A 15260-nucleotide genomic window follows, 5' to 3' on the forward strand; every position below is an offset into this window, starting at 1 on the left:
TCTTATTTAGGGCTAGGAATCACGGATGCGCCCGTAGGGATTTTCCTACGATAGTTTCGAAGTACTGCTGGGGAGGGCCCCTCTCAAATTGCGCGCTGAAAAGAGACCGAAGTCAGGTTTCATTAGACCACTACACTTGTCACCTGCCCGCGTTACGCGGACAGATGCACTAATCGCGTTTTGAGTCGGCCTTGACGCCAGCGCCCTCCCACATGAGTTACTTGAACAGAATCTGCAACGCTGGGAAAACGAAAACGAGCCAAAGTCCCGTCCATGGCAACCGGCTTAGATCGCCAGCCCGGCGATGCGACCCTCGACCAGTTGCAGATAATTGCCCAACATATCCAGCCCTTGCTGCGTCATCACTGACTCGGGGTGAAACTGCAGACCATAGATCGGCAGCTCACGATGTCGCAGCGCCATGATTTCGCCAGGCTGGCCGTTTTCATCCAGCGCATGGGCCGTAGCCACCAGTTCGCCGGGCAAAGCGCCGGCCACGAGCGAGTGATACCGCGCCACTTCCAGACAGTCAGGCAAACCGTCGAACAAGTCACGGCTGTCGTGACGGATGCGCGACACCTTGCCGTGCAGCACCTCTCGCGCCCTGCGTACCTCTCCGCCAAACGCAGCAGTGATGCATTGATGGCCCAGGCAGATACCCAGTATCGGCAAGCGGCCCGCAAAGTGTTTGATGGCGGCCAGCGAAATACCCGCCTCGGCAGGCGAACACGGCCCCGGCGAGACAATCAGCGACTGCGGTTGCAGTGCTTCCATTTCTGCCAGGGTGATCTGATCGTTGCGCCGCACCTCGACATCGGCACCGAGCATGCCCAGGTACTGCACGATGTTGTAGGTGAACGAATCGTAGTTATCGATCATTAAGTGCATAGGCCACCTCCTGACGTTGGGCCAGTGTTTGGCAGCGGCCCGCCGCAACCCGCATCAACTGGCTTTTCTCGATGGTTTCCTGCCACTCGCGTTCGGCGACTGAATCCTGCACAACGCCGGCGCCGGCTTGCACATAAAGTCGCGCATCCTTGAGCAGCCCGGTGCGAATGGTGATCGCCAGATCGGCGCGACCGTTCCAGTCCAGATAACCGATGGCACCGCCGTATACCCCGCGTGCATGCGGCTCAAGTTCGGCGATGATCTCAAGCGCACGCACCTTCGATGCGCCGCTGAGCGTGCCGGCCGGGAAAATGCTTTTGAACAGTTCCAGACCACTGACGTCGTCGGCTATCTGGCCGGTGACCGTCGAGACGATGTGCATGACGTGGGAGAAGTATTCCACTTTGAGCAACTGGCTTACCTGCACACTGCCTGTATTGGCCAACCGCCCGAGGTCGTTTCGCGACAGATCGACCAGCATCATGTGTTCGGCGATCTCCTTGGGATCGGCAAGCAGCTCTTCTCTGAGACGGTTGTCCTCGGCCACCACGCTGCCTCGCCGCCGAGTGCCGGCCATGGGCCGCGTCGTCACCGTTTGCTCCTGCTGGCGGAACAGCATTTCCGGAGAAGCGCCAACCACCTGGCAATCCCCCAGATTCAACAAGTACCGGTACGGTGTTTGCCCCAGATCCGACAGGGAGCGATACAGCGCCACGGCATCCTCCTCGAAAGGCAGGCTCATGCGCTGGGACAATACCACCTGCATTACATCGCCTGCGGCAATGTAGTCCTTGATCCGCGCCACCGCTTCGATGAACGCAGGTTGCGGGAAGGCAGATTCGGCGGCGGGAACAGTCACCTCGGCCACATGCGCGCAAGGTGCCGGTGCTACCAACAGGGGCCGCACATTGGCAACCAGACGATTGAGCCGATCCATGCCACTCTGATAGTCGCCCAACGTTTTCGAGCTTTCATGCACGATGCACCAGGCCAGCCGTTCGCGGTGGTCGAACACCACTACATCGGTGCTGATCAGTTGCAAGACGTCAGGGAGATGAAAACCGGAAGGCTTGCGGGGTACACGGCGCAGGCGTGGCTCAATCAGCCGGGTCGTTTCGAACCCGAAGTAGCCGAACAGCCCACCGCTGAACGGTGGCAGGCCGGGACAATCCGGTACGCGAAAGTGCTTTTGCAGCCGGGCCAGTTCCGCCAGTGGATCTTCGCAGTCAATCCGCGTCGACAATTGGTCGTTGCAGTAACGGCGCACGACACCTTCATCCAGTTCAATACGCTCATTGCACGGCAAGCCGATCACTGAATACGCCTGCTCGAACACACCGTCGTGCCAGTGCCCGGTTTCGAACAGATAATCCTGCCCGCAATTGGCTAGCGCCTGGTACAGCGAAAGCGCTTCGACGCCGACCGGCAACGGCAGGCTTTGCCACAGCGGTATATAGGTGTACCCGGCTTCACCGAACGCAAAAAAATCTTCCAGACTCAACATCCCTGTGTCTCCTGAGCATCACCCGGCGCTTATTTGAGCGGGGTAGCAGCAAACGCCGGAAGTTTCTCGATCTGTTCGGAATACGCAGCGAGCGCGGCATATTTTTCGACATCGACCAGATGCGGCACACGAAACTGCGTGAAACGCCAGGCGGCGGCTACCGTCACGTCAGCTTGGGATATCTGTTCCGTTGCCAGCCAGTGAGCATCGCGTTTGTTCGCTGCTGCTTGGTCCAGAAGTTCCAGCGCGGCACTCAGTTGTTCGGTAATACGGGTTTGCCAGGGTTCATAGTGAAACGCCTTCGGCTTGTTGTATTCATATTCGAGCGTCACCGCTTTCTCACACACGGCCAGGCCTAGTCCGATGAGCGACAGCACCTTGCGATACTGTTTCGGGTCTTTTGGCAGCAAACTGAGTTCCGGGCCGACCAGCGACTCCAGATAATCAATCACCATCGAAGAGTCCGTGATCATTTCACCGTCATCGAGAATCAACGTCGGTGCCTTGATGACGGGATTGATGGCGCGAAACTCTTCAGTGTCGCGAAATACCGAGATCTGCTTGTGTTCATGGCTCAAGTCCATCAGGCGCATCGAAATGGCCACGCGCCGAACATAAGGGGATCCCATCATGCCAACCAGTTTCATATCTTTCTCCTGAGTTGTTAGAACTTACCTGTCAGATTTTCGAGAACTCGACCCTTGCTCCGTAGAACAAAGAGGCGCGCTCTGAAACTGTTTCAACATCGCCTGTAGTAAGGAACGAGTTGCTACCGGGTTTAGCGCTGGAAAAACGCGGATTGCTTTGCAGATACTCCGTCAGATTTTCAGCGCACGCACGGGACTGGGACAGAATCCGCACCGAGCCCGGCAACTCTGCCCGCCACAGTGGCTCAACGAGGGCGTAATGGGTGCAGCCCAATATGCAAATCTGTGGAACTTGCGGGGTACTCACCAAGAGCGCATCGACGTGTTTACGTATTTCGACCCGCAACCGCTCTGTCGGCGCGTCTTGCTCAATCAGCAAGGCGAGACCGTTACAGACTTGTTGATACACCGCTGTAGCTGGATTCCGTTTGTTAATTTCCGTGGCAAAAATATTGGAGTCCACCGTATGCTGAGTGGCAAAAACCGCCACACTCTCGACAGCGGCATCTGCCGCCTCTTCGGCTACCGGTGTGACGACTCCAATCACCTCTCGATCCGGATAAAACGCTGGCAGCCATGACTGCTTCAAATTGCGCAGACTGGTGGCCACGGCGGTATTACAGGCGATCACGACCAATGAACAACCGTATTCGAAAAGCCGGGCAACAGCGGCCAGGGTGAGATCGTAAATATCACCCGATGCGTTGTTGCCATAAGGCGGGTTGCCATGATCTCCCAGATAGACAAAGTGTTCGTGTGGCAATGCAAACTCAAGAGTACGCATCACCGTCAATCCACCACTGCCGAAATCAAATACGCCAATCACATCGAACCTCGCTTGAATGCTGGGTAATGCCGGGTACTCACATTTATTTAAATAGTCGTGGCAATTGCAGTGGCGACGCCGATGTACAAAACGCCCGTCACCACACTCATCTGGCGCTTTGTCTTGAATATCTTCGCTGCGTGCCGGGCCAGGAGCATGTACATGGCGTACACCGATGTGGAAATGACAATGGCGGTCGCAATCAAGGCGATGCACTGCGGGACATAAGGCAAGTCTTTATTGACGAAGGTCGGGAACAAGATGATGTTCGTCAGAATGCCCTTGGGATTGGTAAATGAAACGATCACAGCTCCGGTGAACATTTGTAGCGGCGTGCGCTTGCTGGAAGTGGCCACGGCAACTTGTGTATGCGAGCGCAACGACTTCAGCGCCAGATAGAGTAAATAGACCACACCGATCCATTTGAGCCAGAACAGGATTCCGGGGTTTTTGCTGACCAGCAAACCCAGCCCCGACAGCACGATAAGGGCATGTCCCCCGCTCGCCAGGCCGAAACCGATGGCCCCAGGAAATGACTCCTTGAAACCGTGATCCAACGCCTGCGCCATGGAGAACGCGACATTCGGCCCCGGGAGGATTGCCGCTGAAAGAAAGACCACGCAAAACAAAATCCAGAGCTGAAAATCCATGTTGCACTCTCTCCGTGAGATCACCCTGACTGAAGGCGTTCGTCGGGGTCTTGATGCCCGTTTATCGGTGGATCAGACGGGGGTCCCTATCCACTTCGGCAGAAACGCCTTGATCCACGCTTCAACCGCTGAGTCATGCCGATGCCAGCCCGCGGTATGTTCGTGGGCTGGCTTGGAACCCGGGGCCTTGAGCCGTTCGGTGCCAAGGGACGACCAGCGATCGATCGTTTCGTAAGTGACTTCCGGGTGAAATTGCAGCGCGTAGGCGTTGTCGGCATAGCGGTAGGCCTGAACCGGAAAAGTCGTCCCCGCCGCCAGTTGCACGGCGCCCGTCGGCAAGTCGAAGCCTTCGCTATGCCACTGATAGACATGATCCGGAAAAGGAGCGCTGGCATCGGCGGTGATTTCGTGCGCCGCGGCGAGCGGAGTGATCGGGTAATAACCGGCTTCGATGCCGCCGTTGTCCAGGCCGTAGACCCGCGACCCCAAGTGGCGGGTCAGCATCTGCGCCCCCAGACAAAGCCCAAGAAACGGTTTGTCTTCTTTCAGGGGATGGGCCAGCCAGTCGATCTCTTCGCGGATGTAGGCATCGCTGTCATTGGCACTCATGGGACCGCCGAAAACCACCGCCCCGGCGTGTTCGCGCATGTCCTGCGGAAGCGGCTCGCCGAATCGCGGCTTGCGGATGTCAAGCTCGAATCCCAGTTGCTCCAACAGCTGGCCGACGCGGCCCGCCGTAGAATGTTCCTGATGCAAGATGATCAGGATCTTCCTTGATTGATCCATTGCACAATTCCATGTTGCGAAGGGTAGCCTGGTGGCTGACCGGTTCAGATCCCAATTCAGATCGACGCTTCGAAAGGAGGACTGCCGACCCACAGTTCTGCGAAATTCTGCGCCGCCGGACCAGGCCCGAGAATGCGATCGAGTTCGGCCGTCTGAAGTCGCCGATGAAAATCGGCGTTGTGGTCGAAACGATGAAACAACATGACCATCGCGTGGGAAAACTGCACATCCTTCCACACCTGCTTCAGGGCAATGTCGGAATAGGACAGCAGCAGGTCATCCTTGTCGTGTGCATAAAACCGCTCGAAAGCGCGAGCAAGAATGTTGGCATCGGACACCGCGAGATTAAGCCCCTTGGCGGCAGACGGCGGCACGATATGTGCGGCATCTCCGGCCAGAAACAGTCTGCCTTTCTGCATCTTTTCGGCAACGAAACTCCTCAGGTGGACAATGCTCTTCTCGATAACGGCGCCGCCGTTGACTTTCTCGGGTCGGCCTTCGATACGAGCTTGCAAGAGATCCCACATTTGCGCGCCAGACCAATTGTCGGCCTGTGCGTCAGGCGAACATTGCAGGTAGATTCTTGAAACGCTGGGCGAGCGCATGGTGAACAACGCGAGCCCGGACTCGTGGCTGGCGAAGATGACGTCCCTGGAAATGGGCGACATTTCAGCCAGCACCGCCAGCCAGGCGAACGGATAAGCGTGCGAGAAAAACTTGAGGGAATCAGCGATATATGGGCGACAAATACCGTGGAAACCGTCACAACCGACGATGAAGTCGCAATCGAGCACCTGTTGTACGCCGTTGAGTTTGAACGTCACTGAAGGTGTATTGGCGTCGGCATCATGAATCTGCACATCGGCAGCGTCGAATAATAGTGGATAGTCTGTTTTCAACCGCGCAGCAATCAGATCCTTGATGATTTCCTGTTGGCCGTAGATGGTGACGGTACGACCGGTGAGTGCTTCAAAATTCAGTTCGCGTGTCGCGCCCTCATAATGAAACTGCAACGTAGAATGCACCATGCCTTCAGACGCAATTCTCGAACCGACACCACTCTCAGTCAGAATCTTCACCGTTGCTGGCGTGATCTGACCTGCGCGACTACGGCCTTCTACATACTCTTTGGGACGACTCTCGACGATGACATTGTCGATACTCATAAGAGAAAGAAGTTGCCCCAACATCAATCCGGCCGGGCCTGCTCCTACGATTGCAACCTTTGTCCGCATGGGTTTGTCCCTCTGTGTAATAAGGTTTAAGACGACTCAGTGACAGTTGTTAGTTTTTTTGATGACTGCCAGTTTGCGCGCAGGCTTTCTTTCTGCTCATCTTTTCCGGGTAATGAGTTCACTCATGTACTGATTCAAGTCACGCAGATCGTTGATGCTCCAGGCGTGCGGAGCAATTTTCACGTTGTTTTCTCGCAAGGTTTTTGGAATCAGGCTTCCACTCGGGCGAAGAATGACCGATGAAACAATCACACCGGGATAATCATTGAGCCGCTTCTTGAAGGCGGACGTGGTCAGGTCAGGCGTCGGCGGATTGCTTTTTTTCGCCAACGGCCCTGTTCCTTTGATATCGGCGCCATGGCACACGGCGCATCGCTGTGTATAAAGATTCTTTCCATTGGCATTATCCGCATAGGATAACGACGACTGAAAAACAGATAAAAAACCAAGCAGAACAACAGGTAATATCTTCATTTGCATTTATTTTATTCAGACGAACAAACCTATCCGCTCTTTTCGAAATTCATGAGCGGCGCACAGTTGCTCACGACAAATACATGCCGTGGACAATTAATCAGTTCAGTTTGTTATCAGTTGGAAACGCGCAGGTCCACACTCGGAATGTGATTGCACCCGGACAGAGCAGAAATTGAAAGTGCGCGAGATTGCCCTGTAAAAAAGGCGCACGCAGGAGAGGATGAATGAAAGGCCGTGATATGAAACATGTCATTCCCTTGAATTGGTTTACTTATTCCAATGAGTACTATCCTTAGTCACGGATGCTAATTTCCCATTTGTTACAAGACATGTCAAGATTCAAAAACCACAATTTCATGTTGGTACGCCCTTTTTCTCGCAACCTTATGCAACGACAAGGTTAGTCATTGAACCAGGCGAAAGCCTGGACGATACGTCGAAGTACAGCGGTTGGAAAGCTCGCCGCTAGTGAATGTACCTCTCCAGACCAACCCACTGTCTCATAACCCCCATCGCCACACAGGCTCGCTTAAATGCTCGGCAAAAAAGCCCGACAGCGCCTTGATTTTTACCGGCCGGGTGCGGGCCGAGGGGGTGACGAAATACAGGCCGCCACGCGCCATGCTCCATTCCGGCAGCACCACGACCAAGCGTCCATCGGCCAGGTATTCGCTGGCTATGAATTCCGGCAGTTCGGCAATGGCCAATCCTTCAAGCAACACTGGCAATAACGCATCGGAGTTGGTCACTCTTAACGGGCCGCTGGGCACCACTCTTCTTCGGTGCCGTCTTTATGGGTGAACCGCCACACTTGGCTGCGGGCTCGATAGGCATAACTCAGGCATGTACGGGTCGCCAGTTCACGGGGGTGGCTGGGGTGGCCGTGGGCAGCTAGATACGCCGGTGAGGCAACCAGGTATTGGGTGACCGCGCACAGATGCCGCGCAACCAGGGACGAGTCCGGCATTACGGCAATCCGTAGTGCCGCATCGAAGCCCTCGGCGATCAGCTCTACCGAAGCGTCTGAAAGGTGTAGGTCAATCGACAGCTCGGGATTCAGAGTGTTCTCACTGATGCGCTTGCTCATGTCGCTTCGATGCGCAAATAAGTAGCGTTGCGCTGGGACAACCTGGTCGAGTAAGTGACGCACTATTTCCAGGGCCTGAACCGACAGCGGGACAATGTAAGGCGGTACATTTTGGTTCTGCTTACCTGGCTTTCGCATCGCTAACTGAAGTTGCTTTACGACCTCCGCTGGTATGACCCATAGCTACCTAGAGACATGCGCTTCTGCACGCCCACCCAGTAGTATCTGAAACGCCAGATTTTCCCGCCGCGGGCGGTCACGTTGAGCGCAAGCCCATCCGTGTCGCCTATTGTGTAGTCATTGCCAGTGATTCGGGCTTGCCGAACGCTCGTATCCGAGAGTGCCATAGCGAGCTCCTGAACAGAGTCAGGTCCGGATGCTCGTCTCGCTATCCAAGCTGCTCCAGCAAAAAACCGATTCAGTGCCCATCCAAATCCAAGATCCTCATTCGGGACTTAAATCGGGACTTAAAAGCACTGGATGGAGCTGGATTTCAGTGGTTTCCGCCAGAACGAAAAAAGGGCCTTTCGGCCCTTATTTCAATCACTTACAGAATTCAATGGAACTCTGTAGCGCAATATTTGGAGCGGGAAACGAGACTCGAACTCGCGACCCCGACCTTGGCAAGGTCGTGCTCTACCAACTGAGCTATTCCCGCGTCTTGGTGTGGCGCATTCTATAGATTCAGATTACGCCGTCAACCCTTTGATTCAAAAAAGTTTTATTTCGAGTCCACGTCGGTCCGCAGATGCGGCCAGGCGGCGCGCAGGTACTGGACCATCGACCACAGGGTCAAGCCCGCGGAAATCAGCAGCAGTGCATAGCCCAGCAACACCCAGAAACTGAAATCGGACGGGTTCGCCAGCAGGATCACCAGGGCCAGCATCTGGGCGGCGGTTTTCCATTTTCCGAGGTTCGATACCGCCACCTGGGCGCGGGCGCCCAGTTCGGCCATCCACTCCCGAAGTGCCGAAACGACGATCTCACGACCGATGATCACCGCCGCCGGCAAGGTCAGCCAGAGGTTGCCGTGTTCCTGCACCAGCAGCACCAGGGCCACCGCCACCATCAGCTTGTCGGCCACCGGGTCGAGGAAAGCACCGAACGGCGTGCTCTGCTGAAGCCGGCGTGCCAGGTAGCCATCCAGCCAGTCGGTGGCGGCGGCGATGGCGAATACCGAGGCGGACGCCACATAACTCCAGTGGTACGGCAAGTAGAACAGCAATATGAAGATCGGAATGAGCAGGACGCGTAGAACGGTAAGCAGGTTTGGGATATTCATCGGCACAACTGGCTGCGAGGTTGACGGGCATTCTACTCGCTATGCAGGTTTGCATAAATCGACTCAGCGAGCTTTTTACTGATACCGGGTGCTTTGGCTATCTCTTCGATGCTGGCACGAGACAGCTCCTGCAATCCACCGAAATGTTTCAACAGGTCGCGCCGCCGTGTCGGACCCACCCCTGCCACCCCCTCCAGGGTCGAGGTACGACGGGTCTTGCCACGCCGGGCACGATGACCGGTGATGGCGAAACGGTGGGCCTCGTCGCGAATCTGCTGGATCAGGTGCAGCGCCGGGGAATCCCCTTTCAGGGTGAACTCGTGGGCCGCATCGTTCAGGTACAGGGTCTCGAAACCGGCCTTGCGCGTAGCGCCCTTGGCCACGCCCAGCAGGATCAGGTCGGGCACCATGAGTTCATTGAGCACATCGCGGGCCATGGACAGCTGGCCCTTGCCACCATCCACCAGCAGGATGTCCGGAAGCTTGCCCTCCCCGTCCTTGAGCTTGCCGAAGCGGCGCATCAGCGCCTGGTGCATTGCCGCGTAGTCGTCGCCCGGTGTGACGCCCTCGATGTTGTAGCGCCGGTAATCGGACTTGATCGGGCCTTCCGGACCGAACACCACGCAAGACGCCACGGTGGCCTCGCCACTGGAATGGCTGATGTCATAGCACTCCAGCCGTTGCGGCGGCTCGTCCAGGTTGAGCACCTCGGCCAGGGCATCGAACCGCGCCGCAACGTGCTGGCGGTTGGCCAGGCGCGCCCCCAGGGCCTGCTCGGCGTTGGTCACGGCCAGTTGCTGCCAGCGCGCGCGAGTACCGCGCACGCGATGACTGATGGTCAGTTCGCGACCGCGCAGCGTATGGATGGCCTCGACCAGGGCCGGGAAATCCTCATGGACCACGTTGACGATCAATTCGCTGGGCAGGTCGCGTTCCGGACTGCTGACGTAATACTGGCCAAGAAAGGCCGACATGACCTCGGCCACGTCTTCCTCGATACCTACCTGGGGGAAGAAGTTCTTGCTGCCCAGTACCCGGCCGCCCCGCACGCTGATCAGATGGACGCACGCGCCGCCCGGGTTGATGAACGCAGCGATCACATCGACGTCGCCGCTGCCGCCCTCCATGCTCTGCTGGTCCTGTACACGGCGCAGCAGGCCGATCTGGTCCCGCAGTTCGGCGGCCTTTTCAAATTCCAGGTTGATCGCCGCCTCTTCCATCGCCGCCGACAACTCATCGGTCAGCGCATTGCTGCGCCCCTCCAGGAACATCACCGAGTGGCGCACGTCCTCGGCATAGACCTGGGGCTCCACGAGCCCGACACACGGTGCCTTGCAGCGCTTGATCTGGTATTGCAGGCAAGGCCGGGTACGGTTCTTGTAATAGCTGTCTTCACACTGGCGGACGAAAAACGTCTTCTGCAACAGGCTCAGGCTTTCACGGATCGCCCCGGCGCTGGGGTAAGGACCGAAATACCGGCCTTTGGCTTTCTTTGCGCCACGGTGAATGCTCAGCCGCGGAAACGCCCCATCGGACAGAAACACGTAGGGATAGGATTTATCGTCCCGCAGCAGAATATTGTAGGGCGGCCGCCATTCCTTGATCAGCGTCTGCTCGAGCAGCAACGCTTCGGTTTCGTTGGCAGTGATGGTGGTTTCGATTTGCGCGATGCGCCCCACCAGCGCGGAGGTCTTGGGGGCCAGGCCGGTCTTGCGGAAATAGCTGGCCAGGCGCTTCTTGAGATTCTTGGCCTTGCCGACATAAAGCAGGCGCGCATCGCTGTCGAACATGCGGTACACGCCTGGGCGGCCACTGCAGGTAGACAGGAAAGCGCTTGGATCAAACAGGTCGGTCATTATCAGGCGCTGGCATCGACCATGCCGTGGCGCACCGCCAGCAGCGTCAGCTCGACGTCGCTGCTGATCGAAAGCTTCTCGAAGATGCGGTAACGGTAAGTGTTGACGGTTTTAGGCGACAGACACAGTTTATCGGAGATGATCTGCACTTTCTGGCAGCCGACAATCATCAGGGCGATCTGGATCTCCCGCTCCGACAGTGCATCGAAGGGCGACTCATTCGTCGGTTGGAAAGACTTGATGGCCAATTGCTGAGCAATCTGCGGGCTGATGTAACGCTGACCGGCGAAGACCAGGCGGATGGCCTGGACCATCTCGTTCAGGCCGGCGCCCTTGGTGAGATAACCGGCCGCCCCTGCCTGCAGCAGGCGGGTCGGAAACGGATCTTCCTCGCACACGGTCACCGCGACGACCTTGATGTCCGGGTGGCTGCGCAGCAGTTTACGCGTGGCTTCGAGACCGCCGATGCCTGGCATCTTCACGTCCATCAGTACCACATCGGGCTTCAATTCACGTGCCTTGATCAGGGACTCTTCCCCGGATTCGGCCTGGCCGACCACCTGCAGACCGTCGATGTCAGCCAGCATTCGTGTAATGCCCGTACGAACGAGATCATGGTCATCGACCACTAACACCCTAATCAAGCAGACACCTCACGATTTGGTCTTATATGGGTTGCTTCACACCTTAGCAAAAAGCTTTCGGCAGACCTAGCGCAAATGGGGCATTTAAAAGTTACAACAGATCTTCAGGGACCCGGCGGCCGAAGCGTCAAGCATCGGCGTCTCGCTGCATCCTCAGGAAACATTCGTCTTCACCCACGACGCTCAGACCCAGGCGCTCATAAAGCCGGCGGGCTGGATTGTCCTTGAAAACCGTCAGGCGCAACGCCGGCCGACGCTCCACCCCCACCATGTCCCAAACCTGTCCGATCGCCCAGGTACCGGCGCCCTGTCCCCGAAATGCCTTGTCTATCTGCAACTCCCGGATATACAGCGCCCGGGCGTCGCGGCTCAGGCTGACAAAACCCAGCGCCTGCTCATCGCGACAGATGATCCAGTTCTGGCGAATGATCCAGGCCAGGTCGAACGCCTCATCCTGCCAAAGGAGGTCATGGCGCAGATAGTAAGGCAGCATGTTCACGCAGGTCAGCTGCCGGGCGAAGCCGATATCCCCGGCGCTAGCCGCACGCCACTGGAAACTCATGGGCACCTCATTCACAAAACTCTATTCAAGCACATCGACAGTAACGTGGAGCGGGTTAAAAAAGCTGTCTGACTCTACCCAACCCGAGCGATTCCATGCACCCGATAGAATTATCTTATTGAACGTGCGCACCACCCTCTAGTAAGCTCGGGACCATTCATCGGAGACAGACCATGCGCAACGCCCTCGTACCGCTTCAAACCGCCAGCGCCCCGCGCTCGGTTGCGGCTGCCCGGGTAGATGGCAGCCCTGCTCCGGTCAACTTCTATTTTGGGTATTGGTTTAGCCACTGGCGCGCCTGATACCCCTCCGGCGCCCACTTCAAACGGGTCGCCTTCCAGAGTTCATGAACCCCCGGTCGGCCTCCCGACCGGGGGTTTTGTTTTTCTGGGCCGAACATTTTTGCAACACCGACAACTTGAGGATTCAGCCATGAACTACGCCACTTATTACCGTTACGACACGTTTGCCGCCTGGCGATTTACCAGCCACCGCTCGGGACAGCCTGCCGCCTCCGATCGGTCACCTATCGGTGGCATGCCTGCATTGCCGGCCAATACGGCCAATTGTCGAACACCTCAATAGGACCGACGCGCGGGAACACGCCCGCTGCTGGTCCAGGAAGCCTTATCATGAATTCGTCCGTCTCCGCTCTGCCGCTGTCCACGCTCACCCCCGCCAACGAAGCCCTGACCCTGCGGTTGCCAAGCTCGTTGCAGCTCAAGCACCAACTGCCCCTCAGCCACGCGTTGAGCCAACAGGTCAACGACCACCGCCAGGCCATCCGCGCGATCCTGAACGGTGAGGATGCCCGGCTGCTGGTCATTGTCGGCCCATGCTCCATCCACGATCCGAAATCCGCCCTCGAATACGCCGCGAACCTGGCCCACCTCGCCCAGGAGGTACGCGACAGCATGCTGCTGGTGATGCGCGCCTACGTGGAAAAGCCCCGCACGACGGTGGGATGGAAAGGCCTGGCGTACGACCCTCATCTGGACGGCAGCGATGACATGGCGGCGGGCCTGACCCTGTCCCGCCAATTGATGCGCGAAGTGCTGCGACTCGGCCTGCCCGTCGCCACGGAACTGTTGCAACCCATGGCCGCCAGCTACTTCGACGACTTGCTCAGCTGGGCCGCCATCGGCGCTCGCACCACCGAATCCCAGATCCATCGGGAAATGGCCAGCGGCCTCGGTATGCCAGTAGGCTTCAAGAACGGTACGGACGGCGGGGTTGGCATCGCCTGCGACGCCATGCGCTCCGCCGCCCATCCTCATCGGCACTTCGGCGTCGACAGCCAGGGGCACCCGGCGATCATCCAGACCCAGGGCAACCCCGACACCCACCTGGTGCTGCGCGGCGGCCACCGTGGCCCCAACTTCGATCGCCAGAGCGTCGCGCAGATCCACAATGACCTGGACCGCCTCCGGATACCGGCCCGGATCATGGTGGACTGCAGCCATGCCAACAGCGGCAAGGATCCGTTGCGCCAGCCACAGGTGTTCAACGATGTGCTGGAGCAGAGGCTGCAAGGCAACCGTGCCCTGATGGGCATGATGCTGGAGAGCCATCTGTTCGAAGGCTGCCAACCCATCGGCCCGTCGATGCGCTACGGCGTATCGGTGACCGACGGCTGCCTGGGCTGGGACGCTACCGAGCGACTGCTGCGCGAAGCCCATCGCCAGTTGATTTCAGCCCGCTGAATGCTCGAGGGCGCCCTCCTCCTGGAGGGCGCCGCTGGAACGGACATCCACCAGTACCCCGGGAAAATGTTGGCTCACGTCATCCAGCCGCTCGACCTGATAACGAATGCGCACGGACCGGCCGAGCTGGCCCTGCCAATAGGCGGCGGGTACGTGGAAGGCAACCGGTTGACCAACCATGGCCGCGACCACTTCGCGCTCCTCCACATGGCTGTAGTTCCCATCGCATTGCAGCCAGATCCATTCGCCAACCTCGAAGTCGACCGCCTCGATGACTACGGTGACCCCATCGTCCAATGTATCGACATCCACATCACCCTCCTTCAAGCCCAGGATCCGCGGCGCCCTCAACGGTTGGCGAACCAGGGCGCCGATATGCAATGACAGGACCTCGGCGCGGCGCACCGAATGCCCACGCCTGACGACATAGGCCAGGTCCAGGTGATGCCCGGCATGGGGCGCGAACTGCGAGGCATCCAGCCAGAACGACATCTCTCGACCAACGGCATGGGCCTCGATATCCAGCACATCGCGCCAGAGTGCCGTGCCTCCCCGACGCCCCATCAGGATCAACCGGTCCCCGACCGCCATTCGCGGATAAGGCCGGATGACCACGCACGTACCCTCGGGCACACGGCCGGGGTCGAGACTGCCGCCCACCGCATCCACGGCGATGGGCGGCAAAAGCTGCAGGGGAGCGTCCCCGATCATCAGCTGCAAGGGTTCGGAATCCATGGGCGCGGGCAATCTCCTGCCGATGACCCGATAGGAAATCTCCAGGGAGCCGCTGTCCAGTTCAGCGATATGAGGGGCACGCACGACAAACGTGATGTCCCGATCGACCTGTCGCTCGGTGACGCAGCGGCGGACTTCGTGGCGATACGGCTCGCCATCGCAATCGAGACCGTGCCAGAGCAGCAGCACCTCGTCGCCGCACGTCATCATCGGATAGGGCTTGATGGTCACGACGGCCCTGCGCCAGGCAGGGTCGATCACTCCCGCCCTTGCAGCCGCCAGAATGGGGGCCCGCAATGTCCTGCGGGCACTGGGCCGGATTCGCCGGCCAGATAGATCAGTGGTCATGTGCAACTTCCAGTCCGTGGATAAAGGCGC

At 58.2% G+C, this 15260-nt stretch carries 14 protein-coding genes, 1 tRNA gene and 1 pseudogene; 1 reads left to right on the top strand and 15 read right to left on the bottom strand.

Going from position 1 to position 15260, the window contains the following annotated elements:
- Positions 1-285: 285 nt before the first annotated feature.
- The 14 genes and pseudogenes from BW992_RS23210 to BW992_RS23285 form a co-directional block, all read right to left on the bottom strand.
- Positions 286-888 (bottom strand): anthranilate synthase component II, encoded by a 603-nt coding sequence (locus BW992_RS23210; RefSeq protein ID WP_072394803.1) that lies wholly within the window; start codon positions 886-888, stop codon positions 286-288.
- On the bottom strand, positions 869-2392 hold the full coding sequence (locus BW992_RS23215; protein WP_072394500.1) for an anthranilate synthase component I family protein: 1524 nt from the start codon (positions 2390-2392) through the stop codon (positions 869-871). The genes BW992_RS23210 and BW992_RS23215 overlap by 20 nt, the downstream gene beginning before the upstream one ends.
- Positions 2393-2421: 29 nt before the next feature.
- On the bottom strand, positions 2422-3039 hold the full coding sequence (locus BW992_RS23220; RefSeq protein ID WP_076407178.1) for a glutathione S-transferase family protein: 618 nt from the start codon (positions 3037-3039) through the stop codon (positions 2422-2424).
- Positions 3040-3070: 31 nt separating this feature from the next.
- Positions 3071-3865, bottom strand: a complete 795-nt coding sequence (locus BW992_RS23225; protein ID WP_072430465.1) for a glutamate racemase — start codon at positions 3863-3865, stop codon at positions 3071-3073.
- 47 nt (positions 3866-3912) lie between these two features.
- Positions 3913-4515, bottom strand: a complete 603-nt coding sequence (locus BW992_RS23230) for a LysE family translocator (protein WP_072394494.1) — start codon at positions 4513-4515, stop codon at positions 3913-3915.
- Between the two features lie 72 nt (positions 4516-4587).
- Positions 4588-5301 carry a glutamine amidotransferase gene (locus BW992_RS23235; RefSeq protein ID WP_072394491.1) on the bottom strand — a complete coding sequence of 238 codons (714 nt, stop codon included), beginning with the start codon at positions 5299-5301 and terminating at the stop codon, positions 4588-4590.
- 56 nt (positions 5302-5357) lie between these two features.
- Positions 5358-6536, bottom strand: a complete 1179-nt coding sequence (locus tag BW992_RS23240) for a 4-hydroxybenzoate 3-monooxygenase (RefSeq protein ID WP_072430463.1) — start codon at positions 6534-6536, stop codon at positions 5358-5360.
- A gap of 96 nt (positions 6537-6632) precedes the next feature.
- Positions 6633-7010: a c-type cytochrome gene (locus tag BW992_RS23245; protein WP_072394801.1), complete on the bottom strand. Its 378-nt coding sequence runs from the start codon at positions 7008-7010 to the stop codon at positions 6633-6635.
- A gap of 503 nt (positions 7011-7513) precedes the next feature.
- Positions 7514-8447, bottom strand: a pseudogene (locus tag BW992_RS27650) (LysR substrate-binding domain-containing protein).
- Positions 8448-8682: 235 nt separating this feature from the next.
- Positions 8683-8758, bottom strand: a tRNA-Gly gene (locus BW992_RS23265).
- 63 nt (positions 8759-8821) lie between these two features.
- Positions 8822-9382 carry a CDP-diacylglycerol--glycerol-3-phosphate 3-phosphatidyltransferase gene (gene pgsA, locus BW992_RS23270; protein ID WP_072394481.1) on the bottom strand — a complete coding sequence of 187 codons (561 nt, stop codon included), beginning with the start codon at positions 9380-9382 and terminating at the stop codon, positions 8822-8824.
- A 32-nt stretch (positions 9383-9414) separates the two neighbouring features.
- Positions 9415-11238 carry an excinuclease ABC subunit UvrC gene (gene uvrC, locus BW992_RS23275; RefSeq protein ID WP_072394477.1) on the bottom strand — a complete coding sequence of 608 codons (1824 nt, stop codon included), beginning with the start codon at positions 11236-11238 and terminating at the stop codon, positions 9415-9417.
- A 2-nt stretch (positions 11239-11240) separates the two neighbouring features.
- A complete protein-coding gene (gene gacA / locus BW992_RS23280) occupies positions 11241-11882 on the bottom strand; it encodes a response regulator transcription factor GacA (protein WP_024781217.1) in 642 nt (213 codons plus the stop codon).
- A 127-nt stretch (positions 11883-12009) separates the two neighbouring features.
- Positions 12010-12444: a GNAT family N-acetyltransferase gene (locus tag BW992_RS23285; RefSeq protein WP_072394474.1), complete on the bottom strand. Its 435-nt coding sequence runs from the start codon at positions 12442-12444 to the stop codon at positions 12010-12012.
- 632 nt (positions 12445-13076) lie between these two features.
- Between BW992_RS23285 and BW992_RS23290 the strand changes: the two genes are divergently transcribed.
- Complete coding sequence (locus BW992_RS23290; protein ID WP_076407179.1) at positions 13077-14147, top strand: 3-deoxy-7-phosphoheptulonate synthase; 1071 nt, start codon at positions 13077-13079, stop codon at positions 14145-14147.
- On the opposite strand, the gene BW992_RS23295 is transcribed toward BW992_RS23290, so the two are convergent.
- Positions 14136-15230, bottom strand: coding sequence for a hypothetical protein (locus BW992_RS23295; protein WP_231991090.1), 1095 nt, complete (start codon positions 15228-15230; stop codon positions 14136-14138). The genes BW992_RS23290 and BW992_RS23295 overlap by 12 nt on opposite strands.
- Positions 15231-15260: the final 30 nt, after the last annotated feature.

Origin of the sequence: Pseudomonas sp. 7SR1 (genome assembly GCF_900156465.1) — a bacterium.
Taxonomy (GTDB): Bacteria; Pseudomonadota; Gammaproteobacteria; order Pseudomonadales; family Pseudomonadaceae; genus Aquipseudomonas.